The 22,220-nt window shown below is 37.6% G+C and carries 17 protein-coding genes and 1 pseudogene; 12 read left to right on the top strand and 6 right to left on the bottom strand.

The genetic code is table 11. The annotated features are described in order from the left end of the window. Positions 1-49: 49 nt before the first annotated feature. The 3 genes and pseudogenes from rpoC (at position 50) to RFX69_RS01410 (ending at position 5,341) form a co-directional block, all read left to right on the top strand. Positions 50-4,243, top strand: coding sequence for a DNA-directed RNA polymerase subunit beta' (rpoC, locus tag RFX69_RS01420; protein ID WP_000653927.1), 4,194 nt, complete (start codon positions 50-52; stop codon positions 4,241-4,243). A 166-nt stretch (positions 4,244-4,409) separates the two neighbouring features. Next, positions 4,410-4,775, top strand: a complete 366-nt coding sequence (locus tag RFX69_RS01415; RefSeq protein WP_000738603.1) for a hypothetical protein — start codon at positions 4,410-4,412, stop codon at positions 4,773-4,775. A gap of 213 nt (positions 4,776-4,988) precedes the next feature. Further along, a pseudogene (locus RFX69_RS01410) lies at positions 4,989-5,341 on the top strand (DNA transfer protein p32). Between the two features lie 28 nt (positions 5,342-5,369). Here the strand turns inward: RFX69_RS01410 and RFX69_RS01405 are convergent. After that, the gene (locus tag RFX69_RS01405) at positions 5,370-5,867 is read right to left on the bottom strand and encodes a DUF4442 domain-containing protein (RefSeq protein WP_000996189.1); all 498 of its coding nucleotides are present in this window, start codon (positions 5,865-5,867) and stop codon (positions 5,370-5,372) included. 117 nt (positions 5,868-5,984) lie between these two features. On the opposite strand from RFX69_RS01405, the gene RFX69_RS01400 reads away from it, so the two are divergent. The 5 genes from RFX69_RS01400 (at position 5,985) to htpG (ending at position 11,869) form a co-directional block, all read left to right on the top strand. Next, a complete protein-coding gene (locus RFX69_RS01400; protein WP_289332648.1) occupies positions 5,985-6,863 on the top strand; it encodes an alpha/beta fold hydrolase in 879 nt (292 codons plus the stop codon). 104 nt (positions 6,864-6,967) lie between these two features. After that, complete coding sequence (locus tag RFX69_RS01395) at positions 6,968-8,392, top strand: Na+/H+ antiporter family protein (RefSeq protein WP_000994938.1); 1,425 nt, start codon at positions 6,968-6,970, stop codon at positions 8,390-8,392. 326 nt (positions 8,393-8,718) lie between these two features. Continuing rightward, positions 8,719-9,309, top strand: coding sequence for an OmpW family protein (locus RFX69_RS01390; protein ID WP_098732283.1), 591 nt, complete (start codon positions 8,719-8,721; stop codon positions 9,307-9,309). Positions 9,310-9,493: 184 nt separating this feature from the next. Beyond that, on the top strand, positions 9,494-9,847 hold the full coding sequence (locus RFX69_RS01385) for a lysozyme inhibitor LprI family protein (RefSeq protein ID WP_001080202.1): 354 nt from the start codon (positions 9,494-9,496) through the stop codon (positions 9,845-9,847). Between the two features lie 102 nt (positions 9,848-9,949). After that, complete coding sequence (gene htpG, locus RFX69_RS01380; RefSeq protein ID WP_001294942.1) at positions 9,950-11,869, top strand: molecular chaperone HtpG; 1,920 nt, start codon at positions 9,950-9,952, stop codon at positions 11,867-11,869. 83 nt (positions 11,870-11,952) lie between these two features. Here the strand turns inward: htpG and RFX69_RS01375 are convergent, their stop codons facing one another. From RFX69_RS01375 to RFX69_RS01365, 3 genes are all read right to left on the bottom strand, one after another. Continuing rightward, positions 11,953-12,855: a selenocysteine synthase gene (locus tag RFX69_RS01375; RefSeq protein WP_289332647.1), complete on the bottom strand. Its 903-nt coding sequence runs from the start codon at positions 12,853-12,855 to the stop codon at positions 11,953-11,955. A 121-nt stretch (positions 12,856-12,976) separates the two neighbouring features. Beyond that, positions 12,977-14,116, bottom strand: a complete 1,140-nt coding sequence (locus RFX69_RS01370) for a hypothetical protein (RefSeq protein ID WP_114155272.1) — start codon at positions 14,114-14,116, stop codon at positions 12,977-12,979. 358 nt (positions 14,117-14,474) lie between these two features. Beyond that, the gene (locus RFX69_RS01365; RefSeq protein ID WP_072618202.1) at positions 14,475-15,179 is read right to left on the bottom strand and encodes a DsbA family oxidoreductase; all 705 of its coding nucleotides are present in this window, start codon (positions 15,177-15,179) and stop codon (positions 14,475-14,477) included. Positions 15,180-15,356: 177 nt separating this feature from the next. Between RFX69_RS01365 and RFX69_RS01360 the strand changes: the two genes are divergently transcribed. Continuing rightward, positions 15,357-16,115: a hypothetical protein gene (locus RFX69_RS01360; protein ID WP_001255246.1), complete on the top strand. Its 759-nt coding sequence runs from the start codon at positions 15,357-15,359 to the stop codon at positions 16,113-16,115. Between the two features lie 21 nt (positions 16,116-16,136). Here the strand turns inward: RFX69_RS01360 and RFX69_RS01355 are convergent, their stop codons facing one another. After that, a complete protein-coding gene (locus tag RFX69_RS01355; protein ID WP_001046657.1) occupies positions 16,137-16,502 on the bottom strand; it encodes a MerR family transcriptional regulator in 366 nt (121 codons plus the stop codon). Between the two features lie 72 nt (positions 16,503-16,574). Here RFX69_RS01355 and RFX69_RS01350 point away from each other — a divergent pair, with 72 nt between their 5' ends. The 3 genes from RFX69_RS01350 (at position 16,575) to RFX69_RS01340 (ending at position 21,002) form a co-directional block, all read left to right on the top strand. Then, positions 16,575-17,222 (top strand): alpha/beta hydrolase, encoded by a 648-nt coding sequence (locus RFX69_RS01350; RefSeq protein ID WP_289332646.1) that lies wholly within the window; start codon positions 16,575-16,577, stop codon positions 17,220-17,222. 251 nt (positions 17,223-17,473) lie between these two features. After that, complete coding sequence (locus tag RFX69_RS01345) at positions 17,474-17,965, top strand: hypothetical protein (protein WP_289332645.1); 492 nt, start codon at positions 17,474-17,476, stop codon at positions 17,963-17,965. A gap of 112 nt (positions 17,966-18,077) precedes the next feature. Further along, complete coding sequence (locus tag RFX69_RS01340; protein WP_271056035.1) at positions 18,078-21,002, top strand: ATP-binding protein; 2,925 nt, start codon at positions 18,078-18,080, stop codon at positions 21,000-21,002. A 44-nt stretch (positions 21,003-21,046) separates the two neighbouring features. On the opposite strand, the gene fadA is transcribed toward RFX69_RS01340, so the two are convergent. Continuing rightward, a complete protein-coding gene (gene fadA / locus RFX69_RS01335; RefSeq protein WP_000212712.1) occupies positions 21,047-22,219 on the bottom strand; it encodes an acetyl-CoA C-acyltransferase FadA in 1,173 nt (390 codons plus the stop codon). Between the last annotated feature and the right edge of the window lies 1 nt (position 22,220).

Raw genomic sequence — 22,220 nt, 5'->3', positions numbered from 1 at the left:
TTGTGACCCAGTCGGGTAAGCGAGGCTTCCCGACACACGGAGAAAAAAATTGAAAGACTTGCTCGATATCATGCGTAAGAAAACGGACTCAGATGGTCATGCACCAGTTGAGTTCGACCGTATCCGTATTGGTCTTGCGTCACCAGAAATGATTAAGTCATGGTCTCATGGTGAAGTTAAAAAACCTGAGACAATCAACTATCGTACTTTCAAACCAGAACGTGATGGTTTGTTCTGTGCCAAAATCTTTGGTCCAGTAAAAGATTACGAATGCTTGTGTGGTAAATACAAGCGTATGAAATACAAAGGCGTCATTTGTGAAAAATGTGGCGTTGAAGTAACTACAGCAAAAGTTCGTCGTGAACGTATGGGTCACATTGAGCTTGCTTCTCCAGTTGCACATATCTGGTTCTTAAAATCGTTACCATCCCGTATCGGTTTATTACTTGATATGACACTTCGTGATATCGAACGTGTATTGTATTTCGAATCATACGTTGTTACTGATCCTGGTATGACACCATTTGAAAAGTATCAACTTCTTAATGATGAAGAATACTTTACTGCTCTAGAAGAGCACGGCGACGAATTTGTTGCAAAAATGGGTGCAGAAGCAGTTCAAGACTTGTTGAAAGACATCGACCTTGAAGCTGAAATTTCACGTTTACGTGAAGAAATTCCTCAAACAACTTCTGAAACGAAGTTGAAAAAAGCGTCTAAGCGCTTGAAATTGATGGAAGCATTCAAAGACTCAAACAACAAGCCAGAATGGATGGTAATGAACGTACTTCCGGTACTTCCACCAGATTTACGTCCATTAGTTCCACTTGAAGGTGGTCGTTTCGCGACTTCTGACTTGAACGATTTATATCGTCGTGTAATTAACCGTAACAACCGTTTGAAGCGTCTTCTTGACCTTGCAGCGCCGGACATCATCGTACGTAACGAAAAACGTATGTTACAAGAGTCTGTAGATGCGTTGCTTGATAACGGTCGTCGTGGTCGTGCAATTACTGGTTCTAACAAACGCCCATTAAAATCTTTGGCAGACATGATCAAAGGTAAACAAGGTCGTTTCCGTCAGAACTTGTTAGGTAAGCGTGTTGACTACTCTGGTCGTTCGGTAATTACTGTAGGTCCTACTTTACGTCTTCACCAATGTGGTCTTCCGAAGAAAATGGCACTTGAATTATTCAAGCCATTCATTTTCGCGAAATTACAAGCTTCAGGTCAGGCAACAACCATTAAAGCTGCGAAGAAAATGGTTGAGCGTGAGACCCCGGAAGTTTGGGACGTTCTTGCATCTGTAATTCGTCAACATCCAGTAATGTTGAACCGTGCGCCAACACTTCACCGTTTAGGTCTTCAAGCATTTGAACCTATTCTTATTGAAGGTAAGGCAATCCGTCTTCACCCACTCGTCTGTGCTGCGTTCAACGCCGACTTCGACGGTGACCAAATGGCGGTACACGTTCCATTGACACTTGAAGCACAGTTAGAAGCTCGTGCATTGATGATGTCAACAAACAACATCTTGTCACCAGCAAACGGTGAGCCAATCATCGTTCCTTCTCAGGACGTTGTCTTGGGTCTTTACTACATCACTCGTGATGCAGTAAACGCGAAAGGTGAAGGCATGGTGTTTGCGGATACTCACGAAGTAAACCGTGCACTTGCAACTGGTCAAGTTGCGATCCATGCTCGTGTTAAAGTACGTGTGCATCAAACGGTTATCAATGAAAATGGTGAGCGTGAACAGCAAACTATTATTGTTGATACAACACCAGGTCGTTGCTTACTTTGGGAAGTTGTTCCAGAAGGTTTAAGCTTCGACATGATCAACCTTGAGATGACTAAAAAGAACATCTCTAAGTTAATCAACTCTTGCTACCGTAAACTTGGTTTGAAAGATACAGTTATCTTCGCTGACCAATTAATGTACTTGGGCTTCCGTCAAGCGACTCGTTCAGGTGTATCTGTAGGTATGGAAGACATGTTAATTCCACCTACGAAACACACAATTATTGACAAAGCGGAAACAGAAGTTCGTGAAATCGAACAACAGTTCGAACAAGGTTTCGTAACTGCTGGTGAACGTTATAACAAAGTTGTCGATATTTGGGCGCGTACAAACGACCAAGTTGCTAAAGCAATGATGGATAACTTGTCTTATACACTTGTGAAAAACAAACAAGGTGAAGACGAGAAGCAAAAATCATTCAACAGTATTTATATGATGTCTGACTCTGGTGCCCGTGGTAGTGCGGCTCAGATTCGTCAGCTTGCAGGTATGCGTGGTTTGATGGCAAAACCGGATGGCTCGATTATTGAGACTCCAATTAAAGCGAACTTCCGTGAAGGTTTGACAGTACTCCAGTACTTCATTTCAACACACGGTGCGCGTAAAGGTTTGGCCGATACTGCATTGAAAACTGCGAACTCTGGTTACTTGACTCGTCGTCTTGTAGACGTGGCACAAGACTTAGTAATTACTGAGCCAGATTGTGGTACAAGTGGTGGTCTAGTGATGACTCCATTCATTCAGGGTGGTGATGTCATCGAGCCATTACGTGACCGCGTATTAGGTCGTGTAACTGCTGAAGATGTACGTCGTGCATCTGATGATGAAGTTGTATTACCTCGTGGTACGTTAATTGACGAGAAAATCGCAGCTCAGCTTGAAGAGGCTGGTGTCGATGAAGTTAAAGTACGTTCTGTAATCGCATGTGAATCAACATTCGGTGTATGTGCGAAATGTTATGGTCGTGACCTTGCTCGTGGTCACTTGGTAAACCCAGGTGAGTCAGTAGGTGTAATGGCTGCACAATCAATCGGTGAACCAGGTACACAGTTAACAATGCGTACGTTCCACGTGGGTGGTGCTGCAAGCCGAACTTCTGCTGCAAACAGTGTTCAAGTACGTAACAAAGGTACTGTACGTTTCCATAACGTAAAAACTGTACAACATGCGAAAGGCCACTTGGTTTCAGTTTCACGTTCAGGTGAAATTGGTATTGCCGATGAGTTAGGTCGTGAGCGTGAACGCTACAAACTTCCTTACGGTGCGAGCATCTTGTTGAAAGATGGTGAGCTTGTTGAGGCTGGCGGTATCGTTGCGACATGGGATCCGCATACGCATCCATTGGTAACAGAAGTTGCTGGTAAAGCACGTTTCAGCCAAATTGCTGATGGTGTAACTGCAACATCTAAAACTGATGATGCAACTGGTATGACAACTGTTGAAATCTTGCCTGTAACAGCACGTCCTGCTTCTGGTAAAGATTTACGTCCAGCAATCGTATTAGATACAACTGATGGCGGTGAACAGTTCTACTTCTTACCACAAAACACAATTGTGACTGTTCGCGACGGCGAAACAATTGGTGTGGGTGACGTTATCGGTCGTGTACCACAAGAATCTTCACGTACTCGTGATATTACCGGTGGTCTTCCGCGTGTTGCTGACTTGTTCGAAGCACGTAAGCCGAAAGAACATGCGATCTTGGCAGAAGTGTCTGGTATCGTAAGCTTCGGTAAAGAGACCAAAGGTAAGAACCGTTTAGTGATTACTCCAGATGACGGTTCTGAAATTTACGAAGAGTTGATTCCAAAATGGCGTCAAATCAACGTGTTTGAAGGTGAACATGTGAACCGTGGTGAAACCATTTCTGATGGTCCACAAAATCCACATGACATCTTACGCTTGAAAGGTGAAGTTGCTTTAACTAACTACATCGTGAACGAAGTTCAAGACGTTTACCGTCTCCAAGGTGTAAAAATCAACGATAAGCACATTGAAGTTATCGTACGTCAAATGTTGCGTAAAGTTGATATCATCGATGGTGGTGATACAAGCTTCATCAAAGGTGAACAAGTGGATTACATCCGTGTTGTTCAAGAGAACCAAGCTGTCTTGGCTCAGAACAAGTTCCCTGCGAAGTTTGAACGTCAATTGATGGGTATTACGAAAGCATCGCTTTCTACTGACTCATTCATCTCTGCTGCATCGTTCCAGGAAACAACTCGTGTGTTAACTGAAGCGGCTGTAACAGGTAAAGAAGATGATTTACGTGGCTTGAAAGAAAACGTTGTAGTGGGTCGCTTGATTCCAGCTGGTACTGGTCTTGCATACCACTTAGAGCGTCGTCGTCAAGAAGCGGAAGCAGCAGAACATGCTCTTCACAATGACTTCAGCGAAGTAGACCAAGCATTTAGCCAAGCTTTAAACTCAGAACAATTCTAAGCTTAAACTTGCATTAAAAAGGCGCCTTAGGGCGCCTTTTTTGTGGAAAAAATAAGCCATTTTTACAAAAAGTCTATTAAAGCACTCTTAATTTATTACTTAATGGGGGAAAACCCTCCATGAAAGCATACTATTCTAGGCGCAACTGAGTAGAGGAGTAGCTTTAATGAAAAAAATGATGATGATTGCAGGTGTTGGTTTAATGTCAACTACTCTATTTGTAGGTTGCCAAAATGCTAGCCCAGAAAGCAAACGTATTGGTTCGGCAGCTATCGGTGGTGGTGCAGGTGGTGCCGTAGGTAAACATATAGGCGGTAATATTGGTGCCGGTTTAGGAGCAGCGCTTGGTGCTGGTGTTGCCGCTAATGCTAAAGGCTCTAGCAGTAAAACAGTACGTAATAGTGCTATTGGTGCAGGTGTTGGGGCAATCTTAGGTGGTGCAGTGATTGGTGGTGACGCTGGTGCTGCTGCAGGTGGAGCACTCGGTGGTAGTGCTGGTGCAGCCTATGAAGAGAAAAAAGGTAAGTACTAAAACTACCTCTAACTATATTAAAAAAGAAGCTCTTATTTCATTAAGAGCTTCTTTTTTATCTGCTTTTAAAACATGAAAATTTAACTCATCACTGCACATAAATTGGCTTTACAAAATATCTATTAATTACGACAGTGCAATAACACAAACTGATCAAATTCCCCATAAAAGAAGACTATGCTTTGATTAAAGCCCAAAGGAGTGAGTACGGTCATGAATAAAAAAATTGGTTTAATATCTACTGTCATATTATCAACAGTTATGTTCACCGGCTGTCAAAATATGAGTCCGTCTGACCAGCGTATTGGTGCAGCAGCAGCGGGTGGTGCATTGGGCGGTGGTCTTGGCATGTTGGTGGTGGTATCGGTGCAGGCTTAGGTGCTGCGGTAGGTGCAGGTGTGGGTTCTAATACTCAAGGTGGCAGTAAACAAACTACAACCAAGAGTGCGATTGGTGCAGGTATTGGTTCGGTCGTTGGTAAAGCTATCATAGGTGGTGATACAGGTGCTGCAATTGGTGGCGCAATCGGCGGCGGTGCTGGTGCTGCGATTGAAGAAAAGAAATAAAAATAAGTGAAATGAAAAATAAGCGCCTTCAGGCGCTTATTTTATTAGTAGAAGGTTTTGCTTTTTTACGTCGGATATAAAGTGTCTTTTGGACTTCAGCAATTCTCACACCTGATTCATCGAAAATATTTAAATGATATGTTCTAAGAACAGGAGCATAGTTTTCGGCAAGTTCACGAATTTGTTCAATTTCTGCTAAATCAACGCGAATGTCAGCATAAACGGTACTTCGGCCAGGTGATAAAAAATTAATTTCAGCTGCTTTATCCCAAACAATATATTTTGATCCGAGATGATGCATAAGAATCAACATATAAAAGGGGTCAACCATTGAATAAAGGCTTCCGCCAAAGTGAGTGCCTACCAGATTTTGATTTTTCCAAGTAAGTGGCATTTTTACCCGAACATGACAGAGCTCTAAATTCATGACTTCAATATGAATTCCAGCTCCACGGTAAGGTGGGTAATGGTTAAATAAGAATTTGGAAATTGAAGGAATGTTCTGAAGTTTTTTTAAAATAGCCATAATAGTCAATTTTTTTTATTGCAACACTGGTCATACTAGATAAGTATCATCTTTTTTATATTGATGGCAATGCTTTATCCGATTAACGACATGATCGATTGAAAAACAAAATAGGAAATGATTATGCAGCCAAAGATTTATGCCGTAACGACAAGTGATCAACAAACCCTGTGTGCCAAAGCTTGGGGTGATGAGAAAAATACTCCATTAGTGTTAGTGCATGGTTATCCAGATAATCAGGAAGTATGGGAATCGGTCATTGAGCATTTAATCAATGATTTTTATATTGTGACTTATGATGTCCGTGGGGCAGGCTTATCCTCTATTCCTAAACGGATACGAGATTACCGTTTAGAACGTTTATCTTTAGATTTGCAGGAAGTCGTAGATGAGGTAATCCCAAATCGACAGTTCCATATGGCTGCGCATGATTGGGGTTCAATTCAGTCTTGGGAATCTGCAACAGAACCTAAATTTAAAGGCCGTTTACTCTCTTATACAACAATTTCCGGTCCATGTTTGGATCATGCGGCACTTTTCTTAAGAGAGAAGTTTAAAACATCACCTGCACAGATCCTAAAAATACTCACAAAATCATGGTATATCGGAGCATTCCATTTACCGCTAATTGCTCCAACTGCATGGTCGCTGTTTAGTCCAGAGAAGTGGGGTAAGATCTTAAATGACTTAGAGCGAAAAGATAATTTGCCTTTAAATAGTAATATTTCCTCAGATGGGAAATACGGTATTAACTTATATCGTGCGAATTTTATTCCACGTTTAACTCGTCCTCGTCAGCGTTATGCGCAATGTCCAGTTAAAGCAATTATTTTAAAGTATGACACTTTTGTCAGCCCAGAATATATTACAGAAGCGATGCCAAAATGGGTTGAAAACTTCGAATATGTTGAGCTTGAAGCAAATCATTGGGCGATTTTGAGTCAGGCTGAAAAAGTGGCAGCTCATATTCGCCAATTTATTGACTCGCAGAGCTAATAAGTGACTGTTTAATATACAAAACTGGTAATTCGGCGATATTTTCGGCTTCATAGAGGTGAATCTGGTAGAATATCGCCTTTTGTTTTGCTCTGAACTTATTCATGAATGCTGTCGTTATTGCGATTGCAGTGATGTTCTTATTATCACTGGCGCGCGTTTCTGTCGTACTGACTTTAGTGGTTTCTGCCATTGTGGGCGGCCTCGTAGCGGGTTTAAGCCTTTCTCAAACTGTTGAAGCCTTTAACGCTGGTCTTGGTGATGGTGCTGAGGTTGCACTTGCCTATGCAGTGTTAGGGGCATTTGCTCTGGCACTTTCAAAATCTGGATTACCCGATTTACTTGCCCATAAACTGATTGGTTTATTGGGAATGGAAGCGGGGAAAAGCCGAGAAACTAAAGTGAAATATTTACTATTAGGTATTTTACTGATCGCAGCTATTTTCTCTCAAAACCTTATTCCAGTTCATATTGCCTTTATTCCAGTATTGGTTCCGCCTCTATTGCGGGTAATGAACCATTTAAAATTAGACCGCCGCGCCGCAGCCTGTGTACTTACGCTAGGCTTAGTTGGGACATATATTTTCTTACCTGTTGGCTTTGGTGCGATTTTCCTTGAACAGATTTTGATGGGAAATATCAACAAAATTGGTGCTGCTTATGGTTTACATGTAGAACGTGGCATGATGCCTATTGGTATGGCAATTCCAGTTTTGGGAATGGTTCTAGGCACCTTGGTTGCGGTATTTATCAGTTACCGTAAGCCACGGATTTATGCTGACCGTTCGATAAGCCCTGTAACTACAATTGATTTAGATAAACCTCTTCGTGCAACTGCACAAGATGAAACAGCAGACTTAAAAGCAGACGCAGAAGAACTTAAACATGAGGCAGAGCAAGGCCCTGTTATTGCTAAAAAAACAATTTTTATGGCTTTACTGGCTATTGGACTCACTTTAGTTGCGCAGCTTTATTCCGGCTCAATGATCTTGGGTGGTTTAGTGGGCTTTGCAGTGCTTTCTACGGCAGGCATTTTTAAATGGCAAGATGCAGATGATGTCTTTGTACAAGGCATGAGAATGATGGCTCTAGTCGGCTTTATTATGATCTCTGCTGCCGGTTTTGCTTCGGTTATGACTCATACCGGAGATATTAACCAGTTGGTTAAAGGTGTGGTAGAAATCATTGGTGATAACCGTGCGCTTGCTGCATTTTTAATGCTTTGTATTGGCCTATTTGTCACGATTGGTATAGGTTCATCTTTCTCAAGTGTTCCTGTATTAGCTGTTATTTATGTACCTTTATGTGTCCAGTTCGGTTTCTCACCGTTAGCGACAATTGCACTTATCGGGACAGCTGCTGCTTTAGGTGATGCTGGATCTCCGGCTTCTGATTCTACCTTAGGACCAACAGCAGGTTTAGGTGTAGATGGGCAACATGACCATATTTGGGATACTGTGATACCAACATTTATTCACTTTAATATTCCGCTATTAATTTTTGGTTGGATTGCAGCCATGGTTTTATAATTTTTATAAAATATTAAATAAAGACCTCCTTAGTTTTTATCTAGAGATAATGATTAAGGAGGTTTTTTTGTGGTATAAACAAAACATGTATTTAGAATAAACTATATTAAAATACTCGGGATTTAAAGTTTATTAAAAAGGTTGGTTATATAAAATAATTCTGATTAATTAGGTTGGAATAAAAACCAATTAAAATAGTCGGTTAATATATAATTTTATTTAAAACAGTTATTTAAAAATAAATATAAAAATAATTTTATAATGGGTGTTGCATCAATTTAAAATAAATGTTTATTATAAATATAAATAAGGTTGGAGATATTAAAGTGTTCAAGAAAGTATTAGTTGTTGCATTAATGGGGGTGTCTTCATTTACTTTTGCTGGTAATTGGCAAGTAAAATTTGGGGGTAGTGTTATTGCTCCATCTGAAGATACAACAACACCTTTAGGTGTAGTAAAGGCTGATCATGAATATGCATTTTCTCCATCAGTAGAATACTTTTTTGGTCAATCTCCATTTTCGGCAGAATTATTATTAGCAACACCTATTAATCACGATGTATTGCTCAATGGCGAAAAAAAAGCGCGTATTAAACAATTACCACCAACAATTACAGCAAAATATCATTTTAAAAACTCGACTCGTTTTACACCGTATATTGGTATCGGGGCAACAGCATTTATTCCTTGGGATGAACAAGGTGTTGCTGTAAAAGTTAAAGAAGATTTTGGTGTCGCTGGCCAAGTTGGTTTTAATTTCCAACCTGCTGATGCTAAAAATTGGGGAGTATTTGTAGATGTTCGTTATGCAGATATTAGTCCAGAGGTAACAATTGACCCTTCAGTAGCTAATTATAAGTTTGATTTAGATATCAACCCGTTTGTTTACACTTTAGGTTATAGCTATAAATTCTAAGCATAATAATAAATAGAAAGAATATAATAATAAACCTAGATTCAGGCACCTCACATAGCTTTTTATGTGAGGTTTTTTATTTCATGGTTCTCACTAAAAAACGCATAAAATAGACAGTTTTATACATATTTTACCGCTCTTTATTTCTAAACTATTTTTTATACATTTTTAAAGGAATAACATGATGAATAGAAAATTTGCCATGGGGCTAGCACTTTTTAGTGGTTTAGCTTTTACGCATAGTTTGCAAGCTGCTAGTTTCTCTTGCAATGCTGCAAAAACAAAGACTGAACTCAGTATTTGTAAGAACCGGTCTTTAAATGATGCCGATGTCAAAATGGCAACGACATATCAAATTGTTTTACATGCACTACCAATGGGTGGACGTGATAATCAAAAAGATACACAGCAGCAATGGCTGAAAAAAAGAAATGCTTGTGCAGCTAATGTGAGTTGTATTTCTAAGGCATATCAGCAAAGACAAAAACAACTAGACACTATTTTACAAGATAGGGTCTTAAGCCATGGACCATTTTAATTAGAGTAAAATTTTTTAATATTCAGGATTGAAAAATTCTAGAAGTACTCCATTCATAAAGCATTCGAGAACAAACAGACTTCAAAATTTAAGGAGTGATTTATGAGTGAACAAGCATCACAAAATTATAGTTTCCAAGCGGAAGTAGCACAGCTTTTACATTTAGTGACGCATTCTCTCTATTCAAACCCTGAAATTTTCTTACGTGAACTTATCTCTAATGCATCAGATGCATGTGATAAATTGCGTTTCGAAGGAATTAATCATCCTGAATATTATGAAAATGACCCTAATTTACATGTACGAATCAGCTTAAATAAAGAAGATAAAACTTTAACGATTTCTGATAACGGTATTGGTTTAAGCCAACAAGAAGCTATTGATAACTTGGGTACAATTGCAAAATCAGGTACTAAAGATTTCATGTCAAAATTGACGGGTGACCAGAAAGCGGATGCTCAGTTAATTGGTCAGTTTGGTGTTGGTTTCTACTCAGGTTTTATTGTTGCCGATAAAATTACGGTTGAATCACGCCGCGCAGGTCTAGATGCTTCTGAAGGGGTGCGTTGGATCAGTGGTGGTACAGGTGAGTTTGAAGTTCAGCAAATTGATAAAGCTTCACGCGGTACTGACATTATTCTTCACTTACGTGATGATGCGCTTGATTATTTAGAGTCTTATAAAGTTAAGCAAATCGTTAATAAATATTCTGACCACATTAGCTTGCCAATTGAAATGCAAAAAGAAGTTTGGCAAGAAGAAGAGGTTGCTGAAGGTGAGGAGCCTAAAGGCGGCCAAATGGTCAAAACAGATGAGTGGGAAGCAATTAACTCGGCAAGTGCCCTATGGACACGTAACAAGAGTGAAGTGACTGAAGAGCAATATGTTGAGTTCTATAAAAACTTAACTCACGACTTTGAAGCTCCGCTTGCATGGGCACATAACCGTGTAGAAGGTAGTACGGAATATACCCAGTTACTTTATATTCCAAGTAAAGCACCTCATGACATTTTTACACGTGAAGCAAAAGCAGGAATTAAGCTGTATGTAAAACGCGTATTTATTATGGATGATGCGGACAATTTAATTCCAAACTATTTACGCTTTGTACAAGGTGTCGTGGACAGCGCTGATTTACCGCTTAATGTCAGCCGTGAGTTATTGCAAGAAAGCCGTGATGTTAAGACAATCCGTGAAGGTAACGCACGCCGTGTACTCACTTTGCTTGATGGCTTAGCTAAATCTGAAGATGAAAAAGACCAAGAAAAATTCAAAACGTTCTACACTGAGTTTGGCTCAGTTCTTAAAGAAGGTTTGGGTGAAGACTTCGGTAACCGCGAACGTATTTTAAAATTATTACGTTATGCAACTTCAACAAATGATGAAGTAACAACTTCTTTTGCGGACTATAAGGCACGCATGAAAGAAGGCCAAAAAGCTATCTATTATGTGACTGCTGAAAGTTTAGCTGCTGCTAAGAACTCTCCACAGTTGGAGTTGTTTAAGAAAAAAGGCATTGAAGTATTATTAATGGCAGAGCGTGTTGACGAGTGGGCAATGAACTTTGTTCACGAGTTTGACGGTACGCCATTGAAGAATGTATCTAAAGGTGCAGTTGATTTAGGTGACTTGCAAGATGCTGAAGAGAAAAAGGCACTTGAGCAAGCGGCTGAACAGTTTAAGCCTGTTGTTGAGAAATTAAGTGATTCATTGAAGGCTAAAACCAAAGAAGTCCGTGTAACGACTCGTTTGGTAGATTCTCCGGCATGTTTAGTGACTAGTGAAGGCGAGTTGTCTCCTCAACTTATTCGTATGCTCAAACAAGCAGGGCAAGCCGTACCTGAAATCAAGCCAATTTTAGAAATTAACCCTGAGCATCCTTTAGTGAAAAAACTTGAAGGTTCAGAACAATTTGATGATTTGGCGAATGTGATTTTTGATCAGGCGGTGATTGCAGAAGGTGGATTACCGGAAGATCCGGCAGCTTATGTGAAGCGCATTAATAGCTTGTTGCTAAAATAATTTTGCAATAGAAAAAGCCTCTGAATTATCAGGGGCTTTTTTGTGGATAAAGAAAGAGTTATCCACAATTTGATGGTTTTTGTCTAAAAATTAGCTTCTAGATTCATTTGGACACTGAGCTGATGCTTGGGGTCATCATCAAGATGGTTAAAGAAATTAAGATCATTTTGCATAAAAATCCAATCTCTCCATATCGGTTGACGCCATGAAATATAAGGACCCCAGCTATTTAGTCGAATATCATTTTTGGTATATACGCCACCGCTATAAATACCGTAAGTCAGACGATTATCTTTTACAAATTCAAATTGTTGGAAAGTCCAATTCCCCCAGTTGTAATCTTCTTTTCCACTCTTATTTACATTAAATGTATTGGAAAATAATGTGTTATCTTGCATTTTCTGCGTTAAGTTCAGCGTCGTTTCAGTGTAATTCCGGCTAGTCGAACCATATCGGAAAATTTGCTCAGTATCTAGACTCATGTTATGTCGTAAATTCCATTTTTTCTTGGCAAGAAATTGTACATAAACATCACTTTCCGAGTTTGAGCCTAGATCAAGATCATTTTCAAACGGCATCCAGGTTGAAATGGTATTCCAACTTGCTGTGAGCGGATTATTTTCTGAAACATGAAGAGTTGAAGCTTTCTTCTTAACCTTGCCAAAGGTTTTATAAGGATGTTTGGGTTGGGCTGCGCGACTCCACAACGTATCATTTCCAAATACCGCCATCAGGTCCTGAATAAGTGCGGTATCTGAACTATGATCTGGTTCTACTTCGCATGGTGAATGTAAAAAAGATACAGTCTGACTTTTTGTTTTCAGAGTAACCACAGACGAATACAGGGGTCGCCTTGTAGAGCGTAAGTGTTTCAAAGAAATAGGAAAAAGCTGTATATGAGGAATTAAAACCAGCATACCTAAGCTATAAATGCAAAGTAAGGCAGTAGATCTGTATTCAAATGAAAAAGAAGAGAATTGATTCATTTTTCTGAAGATCAGGAATCAAAAATTAGCTCGTTATTGTAAGAAGAAAAACTTAAATTTTTATTTAAAAGTATTTTATTATTCATCACCTTGGATGGGGAACCCAAGGTGATTTTTAAGCTTAGAAAAGGGCTTCTAATCGTAAGAATGTGCTCACATAATGGTTGCGATCTTCACGATGGTCATTAAAGTAATTGAGGTCGCCTTGTACAAAGAACCATTCACGTAAAACAGGCTGACGCCATGATACAAATGGTCCCCAACTGTTTAAACGTAAATCGTTGTCATTGTAGTAGCCACCTGTATAAATGCCATAGTTAAAACGGTTATTTGCAAAGAAGCTATGTTCTCGGAAAAGACGGTTTTCCCATGTCAAATCATCATCTTGATCATCGGCATAAGTTAAGCTGAACTGGTTTGATAAGATTGGCTGATTTGGACGAGTATGGGTAAGTTCAAGATTAGTACGTAAGTAGTTTTCACTATCTATGCCATAACGATAAATTTGTTCTGCATAAAATTTAAAATCATTACGGAGTTGCCAGTCTCTCGATGCTTTTAAACGGACATAAATATCATCGCCAGAACGGATACCTAAGTCAGCGTCTGTTTCAAAAGGTAGCTTTTTCGAGAAATTTGACCAACGTAATGCGATTGAGCTGTTGTCATCTCGAGTTCGTTTACCATCTAACTTTTTATTTGGATCTTGATTTGGGTTTTGATTGATATTGGCTGGGCTATTATTAAATTCGTCATCTAAAGAGTCATCACCAAATACCACACTTAAACGCTTCTCTAGAGTAGGTAATTTAATCTTACCGCGAATTCTGGGCTTGATTTCATAATTATCATATTCATTCCAATAGTTATCGATCATGACCCGAATGGTGGCTGACGCGGGTTTTTGTGGGTCAACTTCACCAAACCAATTATCAATTTTTCCAGATGTACGATCGGCCCAATTACGGATTTTCTTTTGTTTACGGTCAAACCAAGTCTGATCTTCGGTTTGCTCGGTTGGTGGAACAATCGGTTCGTTGGACTGCTCCGGGAAAATCGTTGGGGTTGCATCAATCCATCTTGGAATTTGGTCTAAAAGATTTTCATCTTTATTTTCTTCAGTTTGTGCTCCAGATGACAAACCGTTTACTTGTTGGGTTGAGGAAGAATTTACTTCTGCATGAGCCATACATACTGAACCAAATCCTAAGGTCAAAAGGGCAAAAAGCTGCCGATATGTAATGATGTGAAATGTTTTCATATCTATCTTTATGTTTTGTTGTTATTGTCACTTTTGTAGATTTTTCTAATAAAATCAAGAGGACGACACAAAACTTAAGTAAATTTAACTTTTCTTACATATTTGAAATTAATTAAAAAGTTTAAGCTATTAGCGATAATTTTTAAGCAAAAAAAATCCCCCAAACTAGGGGGAGTTTTTGATCAAGGAAACTTCAAATTCCGATCATTAAACACATAAAAAACAGAACATTACAGCGCGAATATTCTAAGCCGCAATCATAAACCGATTTTAAACAATTGAATAGTTCTTTTTTTAGAACGCTCTATTGCTAAAATGGTGATAAAACATACGACTCGTTCACACTTTATTATTAAGCCTATTTATTTTGTGGAATATCGCATGTTTCATCATTACAAACAGCTGCGTCATCTTGCTCGATATTTTCAGCATTTGCCTTGAGTTGTGCTTGTTCTAGTACTTGTAAAAACACTTCACGAGGTTGTGCTCCTGCAAGTGCGATTCTTTGGTCAAATACAAAGAAAGGTACGCCAGTTACATTGAGTTGCTCATGTGCAATTTTTTCATCATGACGAACAAAGTCAGCCAACTCATTTGTATCGAGTACATATTCAACTTCGGCATTATCAAGGCCAATACGAGAAGCAATTTCTTCTACAACTTCGCGTTCGCCAATAGTTAAACCTTCAGTCATATAAGCATGGAAAAAGGCTTCTTTTGCTTCGTTTCCTAAACCTTTACTTTGTGCAAGGTGGATAATACGGTGTGCATTAAAGCTATTGCCTGAGTTGGCTTTTTGCCATTGGAAGTCAATACCTTCAGAAGCAGCCATGGCCGCAATGTTGCGTTCCATTTCTTCCATCTCTTCATAGGTACGGCCATATTTTTTAGCCAAACGCTCAGTATTTGAAGTGTCATGTTTTGCGGGAGCATCAGGATCTAGTTCGAAACTATGCCAGTGAATATCAAGCTCGATACCTGCCTCGGCAGCGACATGTTCAAGGCGTTTTTTGCCGATATAGCAGAAAGGGCATACTACATCAGACCAGACATCAACACGCATGGGAGAATCTCATAAATATAATTTACCCATCATAATAGGGGTGATGTACACGGATTTAAAGCATTGAATAGAGAATAGAGTGTTGCGTATTGTGAAATAAATGGCATATAAAGAGCTATAAGCTCTATTTTATAACTATAAAGAGCAAAACTATAAGAATGGAAATAGGAGGTGTGTATGCGCCGAGTTTTGATTGCAATTGCAAGTCTGGTTGTTATTACGAGTATTGTTTTTTTTACCTATCAACATATAAAACAGCAGCAAGCCAAAGATAGCAGTCAAATGTTTGATGTGGTAATGACTGAAAAAATGAATCAGCTTTATGATCAGGCCCAAGACTGGACTAAACCTGTACAACTTGATATTCACGATAAACGGCTGGCAGGACACTACAAACAAGTCTCAGAGTTTCTTTTGAGTTATTGGGTCCAAAATGTAAATGCACGTAATGAATATTTAAGAGAATTAAAAGCTGCGAAATGGGATACGTTTTTAAATGTTGACCGTTTAGATCATGATAAAAAACAAAAATATGCTGAAACCGAAAAAATGCTAGCCGATGTTCGCAGAGCTTCAGATAAGTATCAATCCGAATATGAAAAAATTCATAAAACCTTCTTGGCAAAAATTCAGGAACTGTCTGTTGATAAAGAGATGAGACAAATCCTCGAAATAAAATTAGGAGCTCAGCAAAAAGCCGATCAGGACCATGCAATTTTTATGATTGAGCTACAAATTTTAGATAAAGCAGAAGAAATGTTTAAGCTTTTAAAAACTTATCCATGGCAAAAGAAAGATCAGATGATACTTTTCCATGAAAATGCTCAGGTCAAAAAGTTTAATGCACTGTATCAAGACGTTTTAAAACTTAATGCAAAAATTGAAAAAATTAAGAAAAAGAATGTAGCTGCCTTGGAAGGAGAGTTAAAAGAATAGCTATAGGAGGAGCATCACTTTTTAAATATTGGTGCTCTCAGCTTTTCCTTTTGCCAAGAAAGATTGTAATAAACTTTGAGAAGTTTGCAGTTTGTTTAACTGATCGGACACATGCTTAAGTTCTGTTTGCAGTTTTTCTTGAACCACTGGACACAGCGTAAATACCCGTTCATCTAAATCAAAACATGGCAATAAAACATGAATGTCTTTCAGGTTCATACCTGCGTCATTTAATATTTTAATTTTCTTAATATTTTCAATATCTTTTTGCGTATAACTTCGATAATTATTACTCGCTCGATGAGGCTGTATAAGCCCTAAATTTTCATAATACCGCAGCATACGTGGGCTTACTTTTGTGAGCTCGGAAACTTTAGCTAGGTTCATAAAATATGGGTTGACCTTAACAGTGGTGTCATAGTTTAGCATGTTTTTATATTTCAAAATGGTACTTGTTCAATGATTAGAAAACTCATTTTATTGGTGATATTCGGATTAATGTCATTTGTTGCAAATGCCAAAACACTTGAACTTCAGGAGAAGAACATGCGTCAAATATTTGTGCTTCACGGTTACTCTGCTTCTATCGATGATCATTGGTTTCTAGATTTAAAACATCAAATAGAAAATGAAAATACAACGGTTACTTTAATTCCATTTCCAGATGCTGAGAATCCAGACGTAGATGCATGGCAGAAAGTTTTAGATCAACAGATCCCTAAGGTGGATGAAAATACCTATTTTGTTGCGCACAGTTTAGGGGTGATTACGTTACTGCACTTTTTGCAAAGACATGACTATCAAAATATTGGAGGAATGATTTTAGTATCCGGATTTTCTGGTTACATTTCAGTTTCTTCTGTTCTTAATAGTTATATAACGAAGAGTAAAGTCGATACAAATTACTTTAAGGACATAAAGAAAAAGCTGGTGTATTTATCGGATAATGATGATTTGGTTCCGCCCAAACTGACGATTGAATTGGCGAAAGAAATTGATGCGCCGCACATTACCGTTCCTAATGGTGGGCATTTTTTGGGTAGAGAAGGTTATACGAAATTTCCGCAATTAGTTGATTCTTTAAAACAGATGTTAGACAGCAAATAAAACCAATAAGTTAAATTGCACTCTATAATCTGAACACTTTTCTTTTGTCCAAGTTATAGAGTGTTTTATATAAATTTCATTCTTGAATAAATAAAGTCTCTTACTATTACATTAAAAATTTTAATTATATTTACCGTTTATCTGAGCCTTACTGAATCAAATTCGACTTTGTTGTAGCCTATTTATAGATACTTTTAATTTAATCATCATCTTTTAGTTGAAAATAGGGTGAGTGATTTTTGGAGCAAGTTATGAACTTTCTAAAACAATCAGCCTTCATTGCTGCATTTGCTTTTATGGGTTTACCGACTGTTCAAGCAGGAGAAGTGGCTACTTTACCAACAATTCGCGTTATGGCTGAATCTGAGCTACGTGAAGAGGTAGGATTTGTACCCTTCCAAGAAGATAAAAAAGTGCGTCAGGCGCTGCAACATCATGAGTATAAAACGCATTACGATATACAAAATGCTTTAGTCCCTGAAGGCATGACTACGGTAGATTATCAGCCAGTTATGGCACAGCCTGATTTGTCTCAACTTTCTCCATTTCTACAAGAATATATTTTAGCGGTAGCGGGTGGGATACAGTCTTCTGATCCAACCAATGGTATTTTTAAGATGTTAGAGCCTCTGAAAATTTACCGAAGTAATGTCGATGCTTTTCGTGAAGGTACGATGAAAGTAAATATTGATGACATTATAGATTTGCAGAAGAAAATCGAGAATGGATTAGCTGGTCGATAAAAAAATCCCCGCATTGAGCGGGGATTTTTATTTAAAAAGAATCTGTTATTTTGATCGAAAAGTAAAAGTTGCGTTATTATGGGTGTAACTATACTTATTTAAAAATAAAGATATGAGTACAAGATTAATTCAGCACCTCAAGAATAAATGCGAAGCAGATGCTAACGTTGCAATTTTATATGCTCAGTGGGAGTTCGATCAAAAGTTAGTAGGAAAGGCATTAGAAAATATTGGGGGATTTTATCCGCACTTTAGTAATCATAATGCATCACACTCACAACAAATATTAGTGAATATCGAACGTGTTCTTGGTGAAGATGTTGATTTGTTAAGTGCCACAGATGCATGGTTAATTCTTGAAGCTGCATATTGGCATGACGTAGGAATGTTAGTAGATGCAAAAAATGCTAAAGACGTGCATTCAAATCCTGACTTCAATTTTATGATCCAAACAATCGCGAATGAAAAAGGACATGATTTACAGAAATTTTGCCAAGCTTATGTCGAAAATAATTGGTTATCAGCAATTGGTACTGTAGATCATCCTTTTGATGGGGTGGAAAAATATCGCCAACTAATTGCGGAATGGTTTAGAAGAGGGCATGACAAAAGAGTTGGAAAATTGGTTGAAGACCCTTTCAAAGATTTAGGAATAACATCACCTAGAACAGAACTTTTACCGAACCGAATTTATCGTTATTTAGGACAAATTTGTGTTTCTCATGGTATGAGTTTTGATATTTTAATGGAAACGTTACCTTATAAACAGACAGGTTTAGGTACAGAAGATTGTCATCCGCGCTTTATAGGATGTTTACTTCGTTTAGGTGATTTATTTGATTTAGATGACAACCGTTTTTGCCCTGTTATGGCAAAGCATGTCAGTAATATGCCTTCAGTAAGTAAACATCATAATAATAAACATCTGTCATTGCGTGAATTTCAGCTTGATAAACGAACAGTAAAGCTAGTTGCAGAATGTCCTGATGAGATGTCTTATGTCGAAACTCAAAATTGGTTTGGATGGATACGTGAAGAATTCCAAAATCAGATGTCTCAATGGAATTTAATCGTACCAAGTTTAAAATTTGGTTCACTACCGACAATTGAGCAATTAGAAGTGAGGATGGAGGTAAAATATGATAAAGGTGTGAAAAAAGAAAAAATACTTTTAAATAATAAACCGATGAAGTTTACTATTGATGAAAAAAATGGCATGGAATTATTGCAGGGAGCAAATTTATACAGTAGTGATTTAAGTATTTATCGTGAATTGATCCAAAATTCTATTGATGCAACTATGCTTAGAATCTGGTTGGAAGAGGATCAAGAATTTCTGAAGAATATGAATCCTTATAATGATGAGTTTAGGAAAATTCTAGAAAAATATCCATTAGAAATATTAATTAATGATATTAAAGATGAAAATAATAAAAGTATTGGAGTTTGGCAGGTTACTATCAAAGATAATGGTATTGGTATATCATCTGATGATTTAAAATATATGCAAAGTATGGCTGGTTCAAAAAATAATATTAATAAGAATAAGCTAATTAAAGAAATGCCTACTTGGATGAAACCATCTGGTGAATTTGGTATAGGTTTGCATAGTTGTTTTCTTTTATCAAAAGATCTACCCGAAGATTATAGAGATATTCACTTTGTAACTAAAAGCTTTTATGCTAATGAAAGCTTAGATATTAAAATGAGTAGCCCTTTAGGAGGAAAGAAAGGTTATTGTTTTATAACAAAAAAATATGATTTTAAAAGTAAAGTTGGTACTGAGTTATCATTCTATATTAAATCAACTGGACTAATTTTGGATAATTTTTTTGAAAGTCTTAAGAAAAATAATTCAAAATTAGATATGAATATAATTTTTGAAGAATCTAAGAGAGTTTTTTTAGAAAGTATCTATAAAATTTTTTCTTACTCACCTATTTTTATAAAAAACTCAAAAAAATTAGAGTTCAATTTTAATTGGAGTAATGAACGGAATGTAGCATACAATTTTTCACTTGAATATAATGAGGTCAGTGATCGGTTTGTTGGTTTTAGAGGGCAAAATACTAAAAACACATTTATTAATTTTCCTTTTTCTATTATGTTAGATTATTTTGGTGAAAAAGCTAATGATGCTTTAGAGGTTAATAGAGATAAATGGAAGTCTAGTTTTGAAAAAAAACATAAGTCTGATGTAATTAAATTAATGACTGAGTATTTGAATTTGAATCATGATCAGGACAAAAATATAGAAGCAAAAGTGTTAAATAAGTTAGTGTTTAGAGATAAGACAAATATCTCTGGCTGGGAAGAGTATAAATTCAAATTTAAAGATACTAAATTGTCGATTTTAGACATTTTAGAATACGATGATGTATATATTCTAACTAATAATAACTCTGTGGTAAGAAAAGTAGTAAATTATATTGATGATGAAAAAGTATTAATAATAAATGGTGAATCTTATAAACAGCTAAGAATTTTATTTGATTTCTTAAATGAAGTTAAGTATGTTAGAGATAATGATTTTAAAATAAATTTTTATGAGTTAAATGAATGTGCTGATACTGAGCAATATGATAGAGAATATATTGATATTATGTTTTTGACGAAAGTTGAAAGTGAGCCATTTGATCAAATTTATGAATATAATTTTGATTGGTCAGAAATAGAAATAAACAACTTTGTTGACCCAGCTCAACATGAAAATGATCATATTTTTGAGATTGTAAGAAGTCACTATAATCAATGGTGGGGTAATTCATCAATATTGATAGAAGATAAACTTATATTGAAACTTTTTCCAATTTTAGTAATTTCTTATAAAAACACTAATGTAATTATTAGTCCTTATCAAATAATTAATTCAAACATAGAGTTAATGGATTTATCTTTGTTATCAGAAATAGTTTTTAATAATAATGTTGATTGTTACATTTCGATTAGTGAAATTAAAAATGAATATGAAAGGTTAAAAGGAATTTTAACTAAAAAAATTTATGAAATGAATGTTGGTGAAAAGTTTGCTTTATAAAAAAATCCCCGCACATAGCGGGGATTTTTTTATCTTGGTGTTAATTAAACACGTTCGATCACTGTTGCGATACCTTGACCAAGGCCGATACACATCGTTGCAAGACCGATTTGAGTATCTTGTTGTTCCATTACATTTAACAACGTAGTGGTGATACGAGCACCTGAACAGCCTAGTGGGTGACCAAGAGCGATTGCACCACCATTTAAGTTCACGATGTCTTGTTTGTCATATAGACCTAAGCCTTTAAGAACAGACAAGCCTTGTGCAGCAAATGCTTCATTTAACTCAACAGTCTGGATATCAGCAATTGATAAGCCAGCACGTTTAAGCGCTTTTTGAGTTGCTGGAACTGGACCATAACCCATGATTGCTGCATCACAACCAGCAACCGCCATAGAGCGGATCACGGCACGTGGTTTTAAACCTAATGCTTGTGCACGTTCAGCAGACATAAGCAACATTGCAGAAGCGCCATCAGAAAGAGCAGAAGATGTTGCTGCTGTTACTGAACCACCTTTAGGGTCAAATACAGGTTTTAATGCTTTGAACGCTTCAAGATTTGCATCTGGACGAATCACTTCGTCGATGTCGCAAAGGATTTTAAAGCCATTTGCATCGTGGCCTTCAACACCAATGATTTCATTTTTGAAACGGCCTTCTTGAGTTGCAGCCCAAGCACGACGGTGAGATTCAACACCGAATGCATCTTGTTCTTCACGGGTAATGCCGTTCATGCGACCTAACATTTCAGCAGTTAAGCCCATCATGTTAGATGCTTTAGCGTAGTGTTTAGATGCTTCAGGGTTAAGGTCGATGCCGTGCATCATACCTACGTGGCCCATGTGCTCTACACCACCAATAATGAAGATATCACCTTGGTTTGTTGCAATTTGTGCAGCCGCAGTGTGGATTGCCTGCATAGAAGAACCACAAAGACGGTTAACTGTTTGACCAGCCACAGTTTTAGGCAAGCCAGCCAATAAACCGATGTTACGGCCAATGTTCATACCTTGTTCTAGGGTCTGGTTTACACAGCCCCAAATCAGGTCTTCAACTTCATTTACATCAAACTGGTTACGGGCAACGAGCGCACGTACAAGTTCAGCAGATAAACTGTCGGCACGTACATTACGGAACATACCGTTTTTAGATTTGCCCATGGCAGAACGAACGCCATCAACAATCACAACGTCACGTGGATTTAAAGTAGCCATT

It is taken from the genome of Acinetobacter sp. 148, assembly GCF_031196675.1.
GTDB lineage: Bacteria > Pseudomonadota > Gammaproteobacteria > Pseudomonadales > Moraxellaceae > Acinetobacter > Acinetobacter baumannii.
Note: the sequence above shows the minus strand (reverse complement) of the source record. Positions and strands in the feature narration are given on the sequence as shown.